The organism is Mesorhizobium sp. M1409 (assembly GCF_040317535.1).
Classification (GTDB): domain Bacteria; phylum Pseudomonadota; class Alphaproteobacteria; order Rhizobiales; family Rhizobiaceae; genus Mesorhizobium.
In genome coordinates, this window is record NZ_JAMYKV010000004.1 from 176108 (window position 1) to 195986 (window position 19879).

The following is a 19879-nucleotide window of genomic DNA, read 5'->3' on the forward strand; positions in this document are numbered from 1 at the left end:
TGAGATAATTATTCGCCGGTAGCGGCGGCTTTGACCGAGTCGGTGTAAAAAGCCTGACGCGCATGCAGGCGCTCGCGGTAGCGCTGCTGGCTGGCGGTGAGATGCGTCCGCATCGCTTCACGCGCGGCCTCGGCATCGCCCGATGAAATGGCGTTGAGGATCACCAGATGCTCGCGCTGCAGCCCGCGCTGGTAGCTGTCGGATTGCACCAGCTCTGTCGACCAGGGCGAGGTCACGTCGCACGGAATGGCGCGCCGGCCGAGCACGTCGAGCATCTCGACATAGAACGGGTTGTTGGTGGCGCTGGCGATCGCGCGGTGGAAGGCGAGATCGGCCGGACCGGTCGGCTCGCTGGCAAGCAGCAGCCGCTCGAACTCGAAGAAAGCTTCCTGGATTGCCGCTTCCTGCGCGGCGTTGCGACGGATGGCGGCAATCCCCGCAGATTCGATCTCGATCGCAAGCCGCACTTCGAGCACGTTGAGCGCGATCGAATCCTTGCTGCCCATGTCGGCGGCCAGCGCGCCGAACATCGTCGAGATGTGCTCGGTGACGAAGACGCCGGCGCCCTGGCGCGGCTCGACCAGCCCGTCGGCGGCAAGCTTGGCCAACGCCTCGCGGACGACGGTGCGGCTGACGCCGAAGGTCTCGGTCAGCTGGCCCTCGGTCGGCAATTTGTGGCCAGGCTGAATCTCGCCCGCCTGCAGCTGCCTGCGGATCGCCGCGACGACGGTTTCCGACAGCTTGGGTTTTCTCTCGACCTTGAGGTCGGCGGATGCAGCGGACACTTGATGGTCTCCTTAAGCAATTCCAGGAAAAGTGTGAAACGGTTTTCCGTCCGGAATTGCGTCAAAACTCTAGTGGAACAGGCTCGGCAGCCACAATGAGATTTCCGGTATGTAGGTGACAAGCATCAACACGACGAAAGCGGCGCCGTAGAACGGCCAGATCGAGCGCATCGCCGTCCAGATCGGGATGCGCCCGATGGCGCAGCTGACGAACAGCACCGCCCCCACCGGTGGCGTGCACAGGCCAATGCCGAGATTGAGGATCAGGATGACGCCGAAATGCACGGGGTCGACCCCGTAGGCCATCACCACGGGCAGGAAGATCGGCGTGGTGATGATGATCAGCGGCGACATATCCATGAACGTGCCGAGGATAAGCAAGACGACATTGATCATCAGCAGGATGACCAGCTTGTTGTCGGACACGGACTGCAGGAAGGCGACGAGCGCGGCGGGGACCCTGAGATAGGCCAGCAGCCAGCCAAAGGCAGCAGCACAGCCGATGATCATCAGCACCATTGCCGTCGTGCGCACGGCAGCCGTTGTGGCGGCGACGAAGTCGTTCCAGCTCATCGAGCGGTATATGAAAAGCGTCACCAGGAAGGCGTAGACGATGGCGATGCATGAGCTTTCAGTGGCCGTGAAGATGCCGGAGCGGACGCCGCCGAAGATGATGCCGATCAGGACCAGGCCTGGAATCGCGGCGACAAGCAGTTGCAATGCGCGGCCGAAGCCCGCGAAAGGCTCGGTCGGATAGCCGCGACGGCTGGCGACCCAATAAGCCGTGATCATGAGAGACAGCGCCAACAGCAAGCCGGGTATGACGCCCGCGGTGAACAGGTCGGCGATCGAGATGCGGCCGCCGGCCGAGATCGAATAGATGATCATGTTGTGCGAGGGCGGGATCAGCAGCGCAATGATGGCGCCGACGGAGGTGATGTTGACGGCATAGTCGACGCCATAGCCGCGCGCCTTCATCTGCGGGATCATCAGCCCGCCGACCGCCGAGGCATCGGCCACCGCCGAGCCGGAAATGCCGCCGAACATGGTCGAGGCAGCGATGTTGACCTGACCTAAGCCGCCGCGCAGATGGCCGACCAGTGACCCTGCAAGCGCCACCAGCCGGGCGGCAATGCCGCCGCGCACCATCAGGTCGCCGGCGAAGATGAAGAACGGGATTGCCATCAACGAGAACACGGAAACGCCCGAGTTGAGGCGCTGGAACACCACAAGCGGGGGCAGACCCAGCACCAGAACCGTCGCGAAGCTGGCGACGCCGAGGCAGAACGCGATAGGCGTGCCGATGATCAGCAGGAAGACGAAGGTGCCGAACAGAACCGTCAGTGCCATCACAGACCCTCCTCGCCCGTGGCGTACTGATCGGCATCGACCGGCAATCCGGCAAACCGTCCGGCCAGCCGCTCAAGCGAAAACAGGCAGACAAGCGCGCCGCCCAGGATGACCGGCAGGAAGCCGATGCCGCCCGGGAAAGCCAGAGACGGCATCACCGTGTTCCAGGTCAGCCTGGCAAGCTGGACGCCGTAGACGATCATGCCGGCACCGAAGGCGAGCACGACGATATCCGAAATGCTGCGCAGCACCGCCTTGGCGGCGGACGGCAGGAAATAGAGCAACACATCGAAACCCAGATGGGTGCGCTCGCGAACACCGACTGCTGCGCCCAGGAAGATGAACCAACCCATCAAGAGCACCGAGAAGGGTTCCGTCCAGCTTGGCGAACTGTTGAGCACATAACGCGAAAATACCTGCCAGAAGATGATCACCGTCATCAGGGTCAGCCCGATGCCGCTGACCCATAGCGCAAGCCTCGCCAATCCTGACAGCAGCCGCTCTATTGCGAGCCAAAATGATTTCATATGCACACCTCCCCCGGATGATGGCGCGGACAATCGCGCCATCATTTGCCACGAACGGATTACTTGGTTGCCTGGATACGCGACGCGAGGTCTTTCAACTCGGGCGTCGACAGATACTTGTCGTAGACCGGCTTCATCGCATCGATCAGCGGCTGTTTGTCGATCTCGCTGACCTTGACGCCGGCCTTCTCGACGATGTCGCGCGACTTCTTCTCCTGCGCGTCCCACAATTCGCGCATCTTGACGACGCTGTCTTTTGCCGCTTGCCGGACGATCGCCTGGTCTTCCGGCGCGAGCTTATCCCAGCTCGCCTTCGACATCACCAGCACTTCCGGAACGATCTGGTGCTGGTCCATGGTGTAATGCTTGGCGACCTCATAGTGCTTGGCGGATTCGAAGCTCGGCCAGTTGTTCTCGGCGCCGTCGATGACACCGGTCTGCAGAGCCGAATAGACCTCGCCATAGGCCATCGGCGTGGCATTGGCACCCAACGCATTGACCATGTCGACGAACACGTCCGACTGGATGACGCGGAACTTCATCCCTTTCATATCGGCCATCGAGGTGACGTCCTTCTTGGTGTTGTAGAAGGAGCGCGCCCCGGAATCGTAGAAGGCGAGGCCGACGAGATCGTGAGTCTCAAAGGCTTTCAGGATTTCGTCCCCGATCGGGCCGTCCATGACATGGCGCATATGCTCGACCGAGCGGAACATGTACGGCAGGGACGGAACCGCCGTTTCCGGCACGACGCCGTTGAACGGTCCCATCGAGACGCGGTTGAGGTCGATGACACCGGCCTGGGTCTGCTCGATCGTGTCCTTTTCCTCTCCGAGCTGCGCCGAATGGTAGACCTCGATCGAGTAGCGGCCATTGGTGCGCTGCTTGATCAGGTCGCCCATGTATTTGACCGCCTCGACGGTCGGATAGCCGTCGGGATGGGTATCCGATGACCTCAGCACGGTGTCGGCATTGGCAATGCCGACCAGCAGTGAGCCGAAGGCAAACGTGGCTGCCGTCAATTTCGAAAAATGCAACATGACTTCCTCCCTTTTAAAAATCGGAGCGCCCGGCTCAGAGCCGGTACGCCTTCTTGGCAAGCGTGTAGGCGAGCTCCCGCGCAAGCTCATGCGCCTCGTCCTCGCGCAGCCTGTGCTCGGCGACGAGACGCGCGAGGAACGCGCAGTCGACCCGGCGCGCCACATCGTGACGCGCCGGAATGGATGGAAAGGCGCGGGTGTCGTCGTTGAAGCCGACGGTGTTGTAGAAGCCGGCCGTCTCGGTGGTCATCTCGCGGAAGCGCCGCATGCCTTCCGGGCTGTCGTGAAACCACCAGGCCGGCCCGAGTTTCAGCGCCGGGTAGACGCCGGCGAGCGGCGCCAGTTCGCGCGCATAGCTGGTCTCGTCGAGCGTGAAGAGTATGATGGTGAGATCACGCTCCAGCCCGACGCAATCGAGCAGCGGTTTCAGCGCCGTCACATAGTCGGTCCGGGTTGGGATATCGAAGCCCTTGTCGCGGCCGAACTTCTGGAAGATTGCCGGCGAATGGTTGCGCCAGGAGCCGGGATGGATCTGCAGCACCAGCCCGTCGTCGAGGCTCATCTTGGCCATCTCGGTCAGCATCTGCGCGCGGAACAGTTTGCGCTCGCGCTCGTCGTCGGAACCACGGCGAATCCGATTGAACAGCTCCTCGGCCGCCGCATCCGAGAGATTGGCGGTCTCCGCCGTCGGATGGCCATGATCGGACGAGGTCGCGCCAAAACTCTTGAAGAAGGCGCGCCGCCGGCGATGCGCATCGAGATAGCCGGCCCAGCTGCCGGTGTCGCAGCCGGTGATTTCGCCGAGCCGGTCGAGATTGGCCGAGAATCCTTCGAAGTCGGGATCGACGACCGCGTCCGGCCGGTAGGCGGTGATAACGCGGCCCTCCCAGCCGCTGTCGCGGATCATCTGGTGCCATTTGAGATCGTCGAGCGCGCCTTCGGTCGTCGCGATGACCTCGATGTTGAAGCGCTCGAACAGCGCGCGCGGGCGGAAATTCTCCCACTGCAGCAGCGTCGCGATGGTGTCGTAGTGGCTGTCGGCGGTCGCGGCGGTCAACGGTTCGTCGATGCCGAACAGATGCGCCAGCACATGGTCGAACCACAGCCGGGTCGGCGTGCCGCGAAACAGAAAATAGTGCTCGGCAAAGCGCCGCCAGATCGTCCTGCCGTCGGTCTCGACAGGCGCGCCGTCCAGCGTCGCCACGCCGAGATCCTCGAGGCGGACGCCCTGGCTGAACAGCATGCGGAAAATGTAGTGGTCCGGGACGATGAGCAGTTGCGCCGGATCCGGGAACGGCTCGTTCAGCGCATACCAGCGCGGGTCGGTGTGACCGTGCGGGCTGACCAGGGGCAGATCCTTGATCCCGGCATAAAGATCGCGGGCGACCGAGCGCGAATGCGCCTCGGCGGGAAACAGCAAATCCGCATCGGTCAGTGCCACGATCATCCTCCCAGAGCGGCTATCGGTAGGGTCGGCAAGAAATAATGTCAACATACAAAAATTAGATTGTTGTATGATGACTTTTCGGCCCATTGTGTGGCAGGAAATCGAATGTTACGCCGCTTGCCGACCACTCCCTGAGGCTTTTTTCATGCCATCCGACCGAACCAGCCGCGCCACAACGACCAAACGCCTTTCCTCGATAACGGCGCGGGCATTGCCGGCTTCGATCGCGACACCTTTGTACGATCGCAGCCGCGTCGTCCCGGGCATCGTGCATCTCGGCGTCGGCGCCTTCCATCGCGCCCATCAGGCGGCCTATGTCGACGACTGCCTGGCTGCTGGCGAGACAGGCTGGGGCATAACAGGCGTGTCGCTGCGCAGCGCCGACACACGCGACGCGCTCACGCCGCAGGACGGCCTCTATACGCTGGCGATCAGAAGCAGCGGCGAGGAAAAGCTTCGCGTCATCGGTTCGATCGCCTCGATGCTGGTGGCGCCGGAAGACCCAAGCGCGGTGCTGGCCGCGCTGACCGATCCGCGCACCCGCATCGTCACGCTGACGATCACCGAAAAGGCGTATCTGCGGGCAGCGGGCGGTGGACTGGATACCGCTCATCTCGATATCGTCCACGACCTGGCAGAGCCGCAGACGCCGAAGACGGCGCATGGTTTTCTGACCGAGGCGCTTGCCCGGCGACGCGCCGCCGGCACGGCGCCCTTCACCGTGCTGTGCTGCGACAACCTGCCGGCCAACGGCGCCACGCTGCACCGGCTGCTGATCGAATTCGCCGAATTGCGGGATGCCAAGCTCGATGCGAAGGGCGATGCCGGGCTCGCCAAACACATCGCCGATGCGGTCGCCTTTCCGTCGAGCATGGTCGATCGCATCGTACCGGCAACCACCGATGCCGACCGGGTGCGGATCGCAGAAGAACTCGGCGTCGAGGACGCCTGGCCTGTGATGACCGAGCCGTTCTGCCAATGGGTGGTCGAGGACAATTTCCCGGGGGGCCGCCCGGCCTGGGAACAGTTCGGCGTCACCATGGTCGACGACGTCAGGCCGTTCGAGGACATGAAGCTCAGGCTGCTCAATGGCTCGCATTCGGGCATCGCCTATCTCGGCCTGCTCAGCGGTCACGCCACCGTCGACCGCGCCTTCGCCGATCCGGCGATACGGGCCTTTGTCGATACACTCTGGGCCGAGGCCATTCCGACGCTACCGAGGAATGCCGGGCTGGATACGGCAAGCTATACGGCTGAACTGGCCGAGCGTTTTTCGAACACCGCTCTCGCCCACCGCACAGCGCAGATCGCCAATGACGGCAGCCAGAAACTGCCGCAACGCATCGTCGCTTCCGCCTTGGAGAGCATCGAGGCCGGCGCTGTGCCCGAACATCTGACGCTGGTGATCGCCGCCTGGATCGCGGCCTGCGAGGCGCGCGGCAAGACCTTGCCGGAGGGCCATTTCACTGATCCGCTTGACTCAGCACTGGCCACGCTTTTCGGTCGGAATCTGCCGACGGAAGAGACGGTAGCGGCTGTATTCGACCTCGCCGGCTTCGCCAAGGACCACGCCTCGCGTCAGACGCTGATCGAGTTCGTGGCCACCCACATCGTCCATCTCAAGCAGGGCGGGCCAGCCCTTGCGAGCAATCCTGAGCTATGACTTGATGGTTGTGATGGGCGCAGACCGTTGACGTCGGCGGGACAGCGCCCCCCTCTGTCCTGCCGGACATCTCCCCCACGAGGGCCCTCGAGGGGGAGATTGGCAGCTCGGATGCCGGCGCCAACCCTACAACGCTGGAGATTTGCGAAAGCCGCGATGACGGCCGATCTCCCCACTTGTGGGGGAGATGTCCGGCAGGACAGAGGGGGGCGTGAAGGATCGCTACAGAACGCTCCTTTGCGCTACTGCGCTCCGCCTCGCGTTCGCTCTACCCGGATGGCGAGGAGATAGCCGGCCCTTACGCCGGCAGGATGGCAGCTTCCAGCGTCGTGAGCTGGCTAAGGAACTGTTCGGCCTTGCTTCTCGCTTGGTCGTCCTTGGCGTCGGCGGCGTCTTCCCTGGCTTCCTGGATGCGGCGCGCGAGATCGGCGCGGTCGACATCCTTCACCGCGACAGCCGATTCCGCCAGCAGCGTGCAGCCGGCCGGAACGATGTCGGCGAAGCCGCCGAACACCACATAGCGTTCTTCGCCGCCCGACACGGTCTTCACCGTGACGACGCCGGGCTTGATCGTGGTCATGACCGGCGCGTGATGCGCCATCACGGTCATCTCGCCTTCGGCGCCCGGAATGACGACGGATTCGACCTGCTCGGAAACCAGCAGGCGCTCCGGCGAGACCAGTTCGAACTTGAAAGCTTCAGCCATGTCAATCTAGCGAATAGCGAATAGCGACCAGCGAATAGTCAGAAGAAGAATTCGCCGGCCCATATTCCCTATTCGCTACTCCCTATTCGCTATTCGCTTTTTATGCTGCTTCAGCCGCCAGGCGCTGTGCCTTCTCGACTGCTTCCTCGATGCCGCCAACCATGTAGAAGGCAGCTTCCGGAAGGTGATCGTAGTCGCCATTGCAGAGGCCCTTGAAGCCCTTGATGGTGTCGGCGAGGTCGACCAGCTTGCCCGGCGCGCCGGTGAACACTTCGGCGACGAAGAACGGCTGCGACAGGAAGCGCTCGATCTTGCGGGCGCGGGCCACGGTCTGCTTGTCCTCTTCCGACAGCTCGTCCATGCCCAGGATGGCGATGATGTCCTGCAGCGACTTGTAGCGCTGGAGGATCGACTGCACCTGGCGCGCGACGCCATAGTGCTCGTCTCCGACGACCAGCGGGTCGAGCATGCGCGAGGTCGAATCCAGCGGGTCAACCGCCGGGTAGATGCCCTTTTCGGCGATGGCGCGGTTCAGCGTCGTCGTCGCGTCAAGGTGGGCGAACGAGGTCGCCGGTGCCGGATCGGTCAAGTCGTCGGCAGGCACGTAGATGGCCTGCACGGACGTGATCGAGCCCTTGGTGGTGGTGGTGATGCGTTCCTGCAGCGCGCCCATGTCGGTGGCTAGCGTCGGCTGATAGCCGACGGCCGACGGGATACGGCCGAGCAGAGCCGACACTTCCGAGCCCGCCTGCGTGAAGCGGAAGATGTTGTCGACGAAGAACAGCACGTCCTGGCCCTGGTCGCGGAAATATTCGGCGACCGTCAGGCCGGTCAGGCCGACGCGGGCGCGCGCGCCCGGCGGCTCGTTCATCTGGCCATAGACGAGTGCCGCCTTGGAGCCTTCGCCACCGCCCTTCTTGTTGACGCCGGACTCGATGAACTCGTGATAGAGATCGTTGCCTTCGCGGGTGCGCTCGCCGACGCCGGCGAACACCGAATAGCCGCCATGCGCCTTGGCGATGTTGTTGATCAGTTCCTGGATCAGCACGGTCTTGCCGACGCCGGCGCCGCCGAACAGGCCGATCTTGCCGCCCTTGGCGTAGGGAGCCAGTAGGTCGAGCACCTTGATGCCGGTGATCAGGATCTGCGCTTCCGTCGACTGCTCGACATAGGTCGGAGCTGGCTGGTGGATGGAGCGCATTTCGATCGCGTCGACCGGACCTTCTTCGTCGACCGGCTCGCCGATGACGTTGATGATGCGGCCGAGCATGCCCGGACCGACCGGCACGGTGATCGGCGCACCGGTGTCACGCACGTCCTGGCCGCGAACCAGACCTTCGGTCGAGTCCATGGCGATGCAGCGGACGGTGTTTTCACCCAGATGCTGGGCAACTTCGAGCACCAGGCGGTTGCCGACATTGGTCGTCTCGAGCGCGTTCAGGATCGCCGGCAGGTGATCGCCGAACTGGACGTCGACGACGGCGCCGATGACCTGGCGGACCTTACCGACAGCGCCGGTTGCCTTGCTGGCCACTGCCGATGTCTTGGCCGCGGCGGCCTTCACCGGTGCTGCGGCCGTCTTGGGCGGAGCCGCCTTCGCTGCTGGAGCCTTGGCCGCCGCTTTCGCGGGGGCCGCGGTCTTCGCGGCTGCCGCCTTGGGGGCCGCCTTCTGGGGGGTCGCTGCTTTCGCCATCGTCTTTACCCTTTTTCGTCCTTTGTTTCACGCGGTCCGGTCGCGGGTCGATGACCCGCGGACCGCGCCTAGAGCGCCTCGGCGCCCGAAATGATTTCGATCAGTTCCTTGGTGATCTGCGCCTGCCGCTGGCGGTTGTAGGTGATCGACAGCTTGTTGATCATCTCGCCGGCGTTGCGCGTCGCATTGTCCATGGCGCTCATCTTGGCGCCCATTTCGCCGGCCGCGTTTTCGAGCAGCGCCCGGAAAACCTGCACCGAGATGTTGCGCGGAATGAGGTCGGAGAGGATTTCGCCTGGCTCCGGTTCGTACTCGTAGACGGCGTTGCCGCCATCCGTCACTTCCGCCGGAGCCGAAGCAATGCCGGCCGGGATGATCTGCTGCGCGGTCGGAATCTGGCTGATCACCGACTTGAACTGCGAATAGAACAGCGTGCAGATGTCGAAGCCGCCCTCGTTGAAGAGCTGGATGACCTTCTTGGCGATGGCGTCGGCATTGACGAAGCCGAGCGTCTTGACCTCGCGCAGATCGACACGGTCGATGATCAGCGATGCATAGTCGCGGCGCAGGATGTCGAAACCCTTCTTGCCGACGCAGATGATCTTGACCTGCTTGCCGTCGGCCAGCAGCTTGCGGATGTGGTCGCGGGCGACGCGGGCGATCTGCGAATTGAAGCCACCGCACAGGCCGCGCTCGGCTGTGCAGACCACGAGCAGATGCACGTCGTCCTTGCCGGTGCCGGTCATCAGCGCCGGGGCATCGCCGCCGCCACCGATCGCCTGGGTGATGTTGGCCAGCACGGAACCCATGCGCTCCGAATAGGGGCGCGCTGCTTCAGCGGCCTCTTGCGCACGGCGCAGCTTCGCCGCGGCGACCATCTGCATCGCCTTGGTGATCTTCTGCGTCGCCTTGACCGAGGCGATACGGTTACGAAGGTCTTTTAATGAAGGCATGCTTCAAACCTGATCCCGTCTTGCGCTTCGCTCAGGCGAAGGTCTTGGCGAAAGCGTCGATCTCGGCCTTCAGCTTGGCGCGCAGATCATCCGACAGCGCCTTTTCGTTGCGGATGGCTTCGAGAACGTCCTTGCCGGCCGCACGCATGTGGCTGAGCAGGCCATGCTCGAACTTGCCGACCTGGTTGACCGGCAGCTTGTCGAGATAGCCGTTGACGCCGGCGAAGATCACCGCGACCTGCTCTTCCGTCTTCAGCGGCGAGAACTGCGGCTGCTTCAGAAGTTCGGTCAGGCGCGAACCGCGGTTGAGCAGGCGCTGCGTGGCGGCGTCGAGATCCGAGCCGAACTGCGCGAAAGCCGCCATTTCGCGGTACTGCGCGAGCTCGCCCTTGATCGAGCCGGCGACCTGCTTCATTGCCTTGATCTGCGCGGCGGAGCCGACGCGGCTGACCGACAGACCGACATTCACCGCGGGACGGATGCCCTGGAAGAACAGGTTGGTTTCGAGGAAGATCTGACCGTCGGTGATCGAGATCACGTTGGTCGGGATGTAGGCCGACACGTCGTTGGCCTGCGTTTCGATGATCGGCAAAGCGGTCAATGAACCACCGCCCAGATCGTCGTTGAGCTTGGCTGCGCGCTCAAGCAGGCGCGAGTGCAGGTAGAAGACGTCGCCGGGATACGCTTCGCGGCCCGGCGGGCGGCGCAGCAGCAGCGACATCTGGCGATAGGCGACGGCCTGCTTCGACAGATCGTCATAGCTGATCAGCGCATGCATGCCGTTGTCGCGGAAGTACTCGCCCATGGTGGCGCCGGCGAACGGCGCCAGGAACTGCATCGGCGCCGGGTCGGAAGCGGTGGCGGCGATGATGATCGAGTATTCGAGCGCGCCGCGCTCTTCCAGCACCTTGACGAACTGCGCGACGGTCGAGCGCTTCTGGCCGACGGCGACGTAGACGCAGTAGAGCTTTTCCTTTTCGGGGCCGTTGTCGTGCACCGACTTCTGGTTGAGCATCGTGTCGAGGATGATGGCGGTCTTGCCGGTCTGGCGATCGCCGATGACCAGCTCGCGCTGGCCGCGGCCGACCGGGATCAGCGCATCGATGGCCTTGAGGCCGGTCGACATCGGCTCGTTCACCGATTTGCGCGGAATGATGCCGGGCGCCTTGACGTCGACGCGCTTGCGCTCGACTGCCTTGATCGGGCCCTTGCCGTCGATCGGATTGCCGAGCGCGTCGACGACGCGGCCGAGCAGGCCGGGACCGACGGGAACGTCGACGATGGCGCCGGTGCGCTTGACGATGTCGCCTTCCTTGATGTCGCGGTCGGCGCCGAAGATGACGACGCCGACATTGTCGGCTTCGAGGTTGAGCGCCATGCCGCGGATGCCGCCGGGGAATTCGACCATTTCGCCGGCCTGGACATTGTCGAGGCCGTAGACGCGGGCGATGCCGTCACCGACGGACAGCACCTGTCCAACTTCGGAGACCTCGGCCTCCTTGCCGAAATTCTTGATCTGGTCTTTCAGAATTGCGGAAATTTCCGCGGCGCGGATGTCCATCAGCCGACCTCTTTCAGTGCAAGCTTGAGCGAATTGAGTTTGGTTTTGAGCGACGTATCGATCTGGCGCGAGCCCATCTTGACCACCAGCCCGCCGAGCAGCGACGGATCGACGGTGACGGAGATGGCCACGTCCTTGCCGGCAACGCTCTTCAGCGCGGCCTTGAGTTCGGTCTGCTGGGCAGCCGTCAGCTCGTGAGCCGACGTCACTTCAGCAGCGGTTTCGCCACGATGTTCGGCGGCGATCTGGCGGAACGCCCTGATCATGCCGGGAATGGCGAACAGCCGGCGGTTTCTGGCGACGACGCGCAGAAAATTGCCGGTGAGCCCGGTGATCCCGGCCTTGTCGGCGATCGCCGCGATGGCTTTGGCCTGGTCCTCGCTGGAGAACACCGGGCTGTTGATCAGCCGGGTAAGGTCCGCGCTGCCCGCGAGCATGGCTTCGAAGCTGTTGAGATCGGCTTCGACCTTGGCGACGGAATTTGCCTGCAGGGCGAGTTCGAACAGCGAACCCGCATAGCGTTCTGCGACACCTGAGATTGGCGATGACGATTGAGCCACGGACCGTCTTTTCTCTTGTCTGACAGGCCGTAGATTGTTGGCGCGAGCAAAAACTCTGGCTAAATCTTTGACCTTACTGCATTTTTTCGAGCACGGAGGCGCGGCTTCCGCTATCCCCGGCCGAAAGTCGATTGCCGTCTAGCACAGGCATTTTAAGACCGCAATGCGTCGTTCCGCATGGTTTTCAGGCACTATTGTCGCATCCGGCGAAAGTCACCCGTCTTCCATCGCGGAATACCCAACGATTCAAGGCAGAAAGCCGAAGGCAAAGGCGAGCGGCAACGCCGCCAGCACCAATTCCACCACGATGGAAACCCAATTGAAAGGCGTGTTGGCGCCATCCGACATCATCGACAGCAGCCGGCCAAAAGCGGTGAACAGCCAGGAGAAGCCGAGCGCCATGTAGATCAGCGGCTGCGCCAGCAGGATACAGCACAGGCCGACACCCAGATAGAAGCCCGACATCCTGCCGCGCCCCTCGGCGATCGCCGCCGCCTTCTCGGGCTTGACCTGCAAGCGCAGGGCACGGAAGGCGAGGCTGGGTGCCAGAAAGAACAAAAGCCCGAGCAACACGGTGACGACGGCGCTCGACCATGCCAGCCATTCGCCCTGGCTCGTCGGCCACGGAAGCGCAAAATCCATCTTGTCCCCTCGAATGCCTGTTTTGAAATTCCGGGCATTCTAGCGAAGGAAAGAAACGACGCCAGATGGAGTCCGGCAATTTGCGGAAGCCTGTCAGCCCAGCGCGAATTCGACCGCCGCCTCGGCATGGATGCGCGTCGTATCGAAGACCGGGATGTCGAAGTCCTGCTGACCGATCAGCATGGTGATCTCGGTGCAGCCCATGATGACGCTGTCGGCGGCCTCTTCGCGGCGCAGGCGTTCGGTCTCGGCGATATAGGCAACCTTGGAGGCTTCGGTGACGATACCCTGGCACAATTCCTCGTAGATGACGCGATGGACCATGTCGCGCCCGGTAGCATTGGGGACGACGGGCCGCAGGCCGTATTTGTCGGCGAGCCGGCTCTTGTAGAAATCCTGCTCCATGGTGAACCGCGTCGCCAGCAGTGCCGGGCGCTGCATGCCGGCGCGCTTGACCGCGACCGCCGTGGCGTCGGCGATGTGGATCAGCGGGATCGACACCGACGCCTGCACCTGGTCGGCCAGTTTGTGCATGGTGTTGGTGCACAGAAGCAAGCCTTCCGCGCCGCCCGCCTCGAGCTTGCGCGCCGCTTCGACAAGAAGCACGCCGGCGCCGTCCCAGTCGCCACGATGCTGCCGCTCGGCGATTTCGGTGAAGTCGAACGACCACAGCAGCAATTTGGCCGAATGCAGCCCGCCCAGCCGCTCGCGCACGACCTCATTCAGCAGGCGATAGTAGATGGCGGTCGATTCCCAGCTCATGCCGCCCAGAAGGCCAAGGGTTTTCATAAGGGCTGTTCCTTTGCTGGGTAATCCCGATATCATAAACACACGAGACTATAAGGGAGGTCGTCGTGAAAACTATTGAGCTTCGGCAGGCCAAGGCGAGACTCTCGGCAATCGTCGAGGCCGCAGGAAACGACGAGCCAACCATTGTCACGAGAAACGGCAGGCCGACCACCATGGTCATTCCGGTTGCTGAAGGGCGAAAGCTTTATCCGCAAGACAGCCAGGAAAATTTCGGGGACTTTTTGCTTCGGTATCCGGGCGGCATCGAACTTGAGCGAAATGAATCGCCATTGAGGGACGTCGAATTTTGATCCGCTCTCGATGAACCCATTTGCCGAGAGTGGCCGACGGCGTTCAACTTACAAAAAGCTCTGCGGGTCGATGTCGACCTGCACCCTGACCGAGCCGCGCTGCTTCGGCCCGTTGGCCAGCATGGTGCGGATAAAGCCTTGCATGTCGGCGCGCCGCTCGCCCTGGATCAGCAGGCGGAAGCGGTGACGGCCGCCAAGCAGGGACAGCGGCGCCTCGGCCGGGCCGAGCACGAACACGTCGGTGGCCTCGGGCGCGGCGCGGCGCAGGCCGCGCGCATGGCCCTCGGCTTCGGCCCGCGTCACCGCGCTGACGATGACACCGGCCAGCCGGCCGAAGGGCGGCAGGGCGGCCCGCTCGCGCTCGGCGATCTCGCGCTCGTAAAACGCCTCGGCGTCGCCGGAGACGATCGCCCGCATCACCGGATGCTCGGGCTGGAAGGTCTGCAGCAGGCCAAGGCTCTTCTTGCCGGTGCGGCCGGCGCGGCCGGTCACCTGGCTGAGCAGCTGGAAGGTGCGCTCGGCGGCGCGCGGATCGCCATTGGCAAGACCGAGATCGGCGTCGACGACGCCCACCAGCGTCATGTTGGGGAAATTGTGGCCCTTGGCGACGAGCTGTGTGCCGATGACGATGTCGGCCTCGCCATTGGCGATCGCCTCCAGCTCCAGCCGCAGCCGCCGCACGCCGCCCATCAGGTCGGACGACAAAACGATGGTGCGCGCGTCGGGAAAATGCGCGACGACCTCTTCGGCGATGCGCTCGACACCTGGCCCGCAGGCGACCAGATGATCGAGCGTGCCGCATTCCGGGCAGGCTTCGGGGCGGCGCTCATTGTGCCCGCAATGATGGCAGACGAGCTGGCCGCGAAACCGGTGCTCGACCAGCCAGGCCGAGCAGACCGGGCAGCCGAAGCGGTGTCCACAGACCCGGCACAGCGTCAGCGGGGCATAGCCGCGCCGGTTGAGGAACAGCAGCGACTGCTCCTTCCTCTCCAGCGTCTGGCGCATCTGGTCGAGCAGCACCGGTGACAGGAAGCCGCCGCGCGCCGGGGGTGCCCGGCGCATATCGACTGCCTTGAGATGGGGAAGCGCCGCCTCGGCGAAACGGGCAGAGAGGACGGCTCTGTTGTATTTGCCTTGGCTCGCATTGACGCGGCTTTCAACCGATGGCGTCGCCGATGCCAGCACCACCGGAAAACTGCCGATATGACCGCGCACCACTGCCATGTCGCGCGCATTGTAGAAAACACGGTCTTCCTGCTTGTAGGCAGGGTCGTGCTCCTCGTCGACGACGATCAGGCCGAGCTCCTTGAACGGCAGGAACAGCGCCGAGCGCGCGCCGGCGACGACCCGCACGCCGCCTTCCGCCACTTGCCGCCAGACTTTTTCGCGCATCCTGGGCGGCAGGTCGGAATGCCATTCGCCCGGCTTGGCACCGAAGCGCTGCTGGAAGCGCTCGAGAAAGGCATGCGTCAGCGCGATTTCCGGCAGCAGGATCAACACCTGCTTGCCCTGGTCGAGCGCGGCCGCCACCGCCTCGAAATAAACCTCCGTCTTGCCCGATCCGGTGACGCCGTCGAGCAGCGCGACGTTGAACACGCCGGCTGCGACATTGGAGCGCAGCATCAGCGCGGCGTCGCGCTGGTCCGGCATCAATTCCGGTATGGCGTAGCTGGAATCGGGTGCCGCCACGACCGGGCGCGGCGGGATCATCACCGTCTCGAACACGCCTTGCGCCCTCAGGCCGTCGATCACCGTCGACGACACGCCGGCAGCATGGGCGAGGCCGGACCGCGTCCAGGCCAGCCCGCCTTCAGCCGTCTCCAGCACACGCTCTCGGGCAGCCGTCATCCGATCGGGTGCGAGAAGCGTGCGCTGCAGCCCCTCGATCCATGGTTCGGGATCGAATGCTTCGGGTGCCCTGAGCAGCATGCGCGCCACCATGCCCGGTGGCGACAGCGTGTACTGCGCCACCCAGTCGACGAAGCGGCGCATCGCGCGATCGATCGGCGGGCAGTCGAAGACCTGTTCGATGGGGCGCAGCTTTTTCGCGTCGACCTTCTCGACGGCGCCATCCCAGACGATGCCGGCGACCTGGCGAGGGCCGAGCGGCACGCGCACGATCGAGCCCGGCACCACGCGCATGCCGGCGGGCACGGCATAGGTGTAGGGGCGTTCGGCGGGCATCGGCACCAGCACCGGTGCGGCCGCGACAAAGGGCGAATCTTCGATCATGAGGCGTGACCTTGCCCTGACTTTGGTCTAGATCAAAGGCCGACCCCGAATGTGCATGGCATGCACATAAAAATCTTCAGGAGACCCGCCATGAAATTTTTTGTCGACACCGCCGACATCAAGGATATCCGTGAGCTGAACGATCTGGGACTGCTCGACGGCGTCACCACCAACCCGTCGCTGATCCTCAAATCGGGCGGCAAGATCGCCGACGTCACCAGGCAGATCTGCGATATCATCGAGGGTCCGGTCTCGGCGGAGGTCGTGGCGACCGAATTCAAGGACATGATGGCGGAGGCCGAGGTGCTGGCCAAGATCGCGCCCAATGTCTGCATCAAGGTACCGTTGACGCTCGACGGACTGAAGGCCTGCAAGACGATCCGCACCCAGATGAACCGTATGGTCAACGTCACGCTGTGCTTTTCGGCCAACCAGGCGCTGCTGGCGGCCAAGGCCGGCGCGTCGTTCATCTCGCCCTTCGTCGGCCGCGTCGATGACACCGGCTCGGACGGTATGGAGCTGATCCAGGAAATCCGGCAGATCTACGACAATTACGATTTCCAGACCGAGATCCTCGTCGCTTCGGTTCGCACCGTGAACCATATCAAGCAGGCCGCCCTGATCGGCGCCGATGTCGTTACCGCGCCGCCGGCGACCCTGAAGGCGCTGGTCAACCATCCGCTGACCGACAAGGGCCTCGCCGCTTTCCTCGCCGACTGGGCAAAGACCGGCCAGAAGATCGGCTGAGGTCACACCGTTTTCAACAGCAAAAAGGCCGGGCAACCGGCCTTTTTTCATATGCGCTTCAAACGACCTGCCTATCAATCCGTGCCATCGTCGACAGGCGTGCTCGCCTGCTGGCGCCGGCCCATGATGATTTCGCGTTTGCCGACATGGTTGGGGGCGCCGACCAGCCCTTCCTTTTCCATCCGCTCGACCAGGGATGCGGCGCGGTTGTAGCCGACGCCGAGGCGGCGCTGGATGTACGACGTCGAACACTTCTTGTCGCGCACCACCACCTTGACCGCCTCGTCGTAGATTGCATCACTGTCCTCGGCTGCAACCGATCCCTTGTCGAACACCGCGCCCTGGTCGGCTTCGGCTTCTTCCTCATCCTCTTCGGCTGTCACGGTTTCCAGATATTCAGGCCGGCCCTGAGCCTTCAGATGCGCCACGACGTGCTCGACCTCCGCATCTGAAACGAAGGGACCATGCACGCGGGAAATGCGCCCCCCACCCATCATGTGCAGCATGTCGCCCTGGCCGAGCAGCTGTTCGGCGCCCTGCTCGCCAAGGATGGTGCGGCTGTCGATCTTTGATGTTACCTGGAAGGAAATCCGGGTCGGGAAGTTGGCCTTTATCGTACCCGTGATGACGTCGACCGAGGGGCGCTGCGTTGCCATGATCAGGTGAATGCCGGCAGCGCGCGCCATCTGTGCCAGACGCTGGATCGCGCCTTCGATCTCCTTGCCGGCGACCATCATCAGGTCGGCCATCTCGTCGACGATGACGACGATGTACGGCATCGGCGCAAGGTCGATTTCCTGCTGTTCGAAAAGCGGCTCGCCGGTGCCCTTTTCGAAGCCGGTCTGCACGGTCATGACGACCGTCTCGCCCTTGTCGCGGGCAGCGGCTGCGCGCTCATTGTAGCCATCGATGTTGCGCACGCCGAGCCGCGCCATCTTGCGGTAGCGGTCCTCCATCTCGCGCACCGCCCATTTCAGCGCGGTGACGGCTTTTTTGGGGTCCGTGACGACGGGCGTCAGAAGATGCGGGATGCCGTCATAGACGGAGAGCTCGAGCATCTTGGGATCGACCATGATCAGCCGGCATTCTTCCGGCTTCAGCCGGTAGAGCAACGACAGGATCATGGTGTTGATGGCAACCGACTTGCCGGAGCCGGTGGTTCCGGCCACGAGCAGGTGAGGCATCTTCGCCAGCTCGGCGATAACAGGCTCACCGCCGATCGTCTTGCCCAGACAAAGCGCCAACTTGCAGCTGGTCTTGCGGAAGCCCTCCGATTCGATCAGCTCGCGGAAATAGACGGTTTCGCGCGTCTCGTTCGGAAGCTCGATGCCGATGACGTTGCGGCCAGGCACGACCGCGACGCGCGCCGAAATCGCTGACATGGAGCGGGCGATATCATCGGCAAGCCCGATGACCCGAGAGGATTTGACGCCCGGCGCCGGCTCGAACTCATAGAGCGTGACGACCGGGCCGGGGCGAACATGAATGATCTCGCCGCGCACACCGAAATCCTCGAGCACGCTTTCCAGCAAATCGGCGTTCTGCTCGAGCCGCTCCTGCGACATATAGAAGCCTTGTCCCTCCGGTGGCTGTTGCAACAGGTCTTCCGGGGGAAGCTCATAGGGATCGCCCGATTTTGATGGCACAGTTTTGCCGGTCCGAGGCAAGCGTGAAGAAGGACGCGCGGTCGCCACCCTGATAGTGGCGTCTCCACTTGCGAGGGCGGGCACGGGAACGGCATCGCGCGCCGCAGCGGGGATTGCAGCGGGCTGGGCCTTCAGTGACGCGTTGCTCGCTGGCACTTCAGCCTGGGCGAGAGCCTCGTTCGAGGTTGCCGGCCAAACATCCGGCAACGGCTTCGAGGCTTGGCCTGGAAGACATTCGATGACGCGAAACAGCGAGGTGGCATCGGTCACTATCGGCGGGCGGATGCCGACCCACGCAGCGGCGACAGGCACCGCGGCGACCGGTGCAGGCGAGGCTGGGCTGGCCTGCCGGGCCTGTGACGAAACATCGACCAGATAGGGTGCCATGGCCTCGAAGAAGGCGTGATCCGAAAGATAGGGCCAGCGCGGCTTTTCGGCAGTGGCCGGTTTGATCGGCGCGCCCGGAGCGGCAATCCCGCGCGCGGAAGCTCGTCCCGTTGCGGCCGTCACCGGCGGCACCGGAGCAACGACGCGCGCGTTCTCCCTGGCGCGCCCCGGGGGAACGAAAGCCGCGGTCCGCGGTGACGGCCTTTGCGCGGCTCCTCGGTCGGCCAGCGGCTGGGAGGCGTGGCTTTTCACCGACGCCGGCAATGCCAGGAGCGAGGGCGCGGAGGATGCCTCGTCGACCATGGGTTGCACGACTGCCTGCTGCGTTGGGAGCGCGTCTGCATCGCCTTGCTCGACAACACGCTCGTGCCGCGGGCGATGCTTCTTGGCCTCATAGTCTGGTGTGCGGGTAAAACGCACGTTGGGCGCGAGGAAGAAATATTCTTGCCAGGCAGGACTTTCGATATCGCCGACTTTCGAAGGCGCCTCCTTCGAGCTACCCCTCGGCTCCATATAGGGCCGCTTGTTGCCGCCGAGATCGACAACCGGCGCGGAATAGCCGGCCTGGTGTGTGCCGGGCCGCCGGCCGTCCAGTCCCGTGTGAGCCGGACGATCAAGATTGCCTGCCGCAGCTGAAGACGTTCGCTGCCCGCCCTTGTCGCCGATGCCGTCGTAACGCTTCACCTCGGGATCATCGGGCGACGCTGCCTTCAGTAAATTGACCCGGGAAAAACGCCTGGCTTCCATTCTCAAGACTCACTCTGAAATGTCTGCCGAGCAATAGGGAGCGAGTGGTTAACAGTTGCTTCCCGGATGGATCGGCAACGATCCTTGGGCAGCGAA

At 63.7% G+C, this 19879-nt stretch carries 17 protein-coding genes; 3 read left to right on the top strand and 14 right to left on the bottom strand.

Going from position 1 to position 19879, the window contains the following annotated elements; all coding sequences use genetic code 11:
• Window positions 1–8 precede the first annotated feature (8 nt).
• The 5 genes from NKG99_RS05520 to uxaC all read right to left on the bottom strand — a co-directional run bounded on the left by NKG99_RS05520 (window position 9) and on the right by uxaC (window position 5146).
• Window positions 9–785, bottom strand: a complete 777-nt coding sequence (locus NKG99_RS05520; protein WP_352865016.1) for a FadR/GntR family transcriptional regulator — start codon at window positions 783–785, stop codon at window positions 9–11.
• 69 nt (window positions 786–854) lie between these two features.
• Window positions 855–2135 (bottom strand): TRAP transporter large permease, encoded by a 1281-nt coding sequence (locus tag NKG99_RS05525; protein ID WP_352865019.1) that lies wholly within the window; start codon window positions 2133–2135, stop codon window positions 855–857.
• A complete protein-coding gene (locus tag NKG99_RS05530) occupies window positions 2135–2662 on the bottom strand; it encodes a TRAP transporter small permease (RefSeq protein WP_352865021.1) in 528 nt (175 codons plus the stop codon). The genes NKG99_RS05525 and NKG99_RS05530 overlap by 1 nt, the downstream gene beginning before the upstream one ends.
• Window positions 2663–2721: 59 nt before the next feature.
• Window positions 2722–3699, bottom strand: a complete 978-nt coding sequence (locus tag NKG99_RS05535; RefSeq protein ID WP_352865023.1) for a TRAP transporter substrate-binding protein — start codon at window positions 3697–3699, stop codon at window positions 2722–2724.
• 34 nt (window positions 3700–3733) lie between these two features.
• Complete coding sequence (uxaC, locus tag NKG99_RS05540; protein WP_502910881.1) at window positions 3734–5146, bottom strand: glucuronate isomerase; 1413 nt, start codon at window positions 5144–5146, stop codon at window positions 3734–3736.
• 145 nt (window positions 5147–5291) lie between these two features.
• Between uxaC and NKG99_RS05545 the strand changes: the two genes are divergently transcribed.
• Window positions 5292–6809 (top strand): mannitol dehydrogenase family protein, encoded by a 1518-nt coding sequence (locus tag NKG99_RS05545; protein WP_352865026.1) that lies wholly within the window; start codon window positions 5292–5294, stop codon window positions 6807–6809.
• 298 nt (window positions 6810–7107) lie between these two features.
• Here NKG99_RS05545 and NKG99_RS05550 read toward each other — a convergent pair whose 3' ends face one another.
• The 7 genes from NKG99_RS05550 to NKG99_RS05580 all read right to left on the bottom strand — a co-directional run bounded on the left by NKG99_RS05550 (window position 7108) and on the right by NKG99_RS05580 (window position 13713).
• A complete protein-coding gene (locus NKG99_RS05550; protein ID WP_352865027.1) occupies window positions 7108–7515 on the bottom strand; it encodes a F0F1 ATP synthase subunit epsilon in 408 nt (135 codons plus the stop codon).
• Between the two features lie 100 nt (window positions 7516–7615).
• Window positions 7616–9208 (bottom strand): F0F1 ATP synthase subunit beta, encoded by a 1593-nt coding sequence (gene atpD, locus NKG99_RS05555; RefSeq protein WP_352865030.1) that lies wholly within the window; start codon window positions 9206–9208, stop codon window positions 7616–7618.
• Between the two features lie 68 nt (window positions 9209–9276).
• Complete coding sequence (locus tag NKG99_RS05560) at window positions 9277–10161, bottom strand: F0F1 ATP synthase subunit gamma (RefSeq protein WP_352865032.1); 885 nt, start codon at window positions 10159–10161, stop codon at window positions 9277–9279.
• 31 nt (window positions 10162–10192) lie between these two features.
• A complete protein-coding gene (atpA, locus tag NKG99_RS05565) occupies window positions 10193–11722 on the bottom strand; it encodes a F0F1 ATP synthase subunit alpha (RefSeq protein ID WP_352865033.1) in 1530 nt (509 codons plus the stop codon).
• Window positions 11722–12282, bottom strand: a complete 561-nt coding sequence (locus NKG99_RS05570) for a F0F1 ATP synthase subunit delta (protein ID WP_109664418.1) — start codon at window positions 12280–12282, stop codon at window positions 11722–11724. The genes atpA and NKG99_RS05570 overlap by 1 nt, the downstream gene beginning before the upstream one ends.
• A gap of 246 nt (window positions 12283–12528) precedes the next feature.
• Entirely contained in the window at window positions 12529–12924 is a 396-nt protein-coding gene (locus NKG99_RS05575) for an AGROH133_08824 family phage infection protein (RefSeq protein WP_109664413.1), read from the bottom strand.
• A 93-nt stretch (window positions 12925–13017) separates the two neighbouring features.
• Window positions 13018–13713, bottom strand: coding sequence for an aspartate/glutamate racemase family protein (locus NKG99_RS05580; RefSeq protein WP_352865034.1), 696 nt, complete (start codon window positions 13711–13713; stop codon window positions 13018–13020).
• 65 nt (window positions 13714–13778) lie between these two features.
• Between NKG99_RS05580 and NKG99_RS05585 the strand changes: the two genes are divergently transcribed.
• Window positions 13779–14024 carry a type II toxin-antitoxin system Phd/YefM family antitoxin gene (locus tag NKG99_RS05585; protein ID WP_352865035.1) on the top strand — a complete coding sequence of 82 codons (246 nt, stop codon included), beginning with the start codon at window positions 13779–13781 and terminating at the stop codon, window positions 14022–14024.
• A 48-nt stretch (window positions 14025–14072) separates the two neighbouring features.
• On the opposite strand, the gene NKG99_RS05590 is transcribed toward NKG99_RS05585, so the two are convergent.
• Complete coding sequence (locus NKG99_RS05590; RefSeq protein ID WP_352865037.1) at window positions 14073–16256, bottom strand: primosomal protein N'; 2184 nt, start codon at window positions 16254–16256, stop codon at window positions 14073–14075.
• A gap of 90 nt (window positions 16257–16346) precedes the next feature.
• On the opposite strand from NKG99_RS05590, the gene fsa reads away from it, so the two are divergent.
• Window positions 16347–17003: a fructose-6-phosphate aldolase gene (gene fsa, locus NKG99_RS05595; protein WP_352865039.1), complete on the top strand. Its 657-nt coding sequence runs from the start codon at window positions 16347–16349 to the stop codon at window positions 17001–17003.
• 74 nt (window positions 17004–17077) lie between these two features.
• Here the strand turns inward: fsa and NKG99_RS05600 are convergent, their stop codons facing one another.
• Window positions 17078–19783, bottom strand: coding sequence for a DNA translocase FtsK (locus tag NKG99_RS05600; RefSeq protein WP_352865041.1), 2706 nt, complete (start codon window positions 19781–19783; stop codon window positions 17078–17080).
• Window positions 19784–19879: the final 96 nt, after the last annotated feature.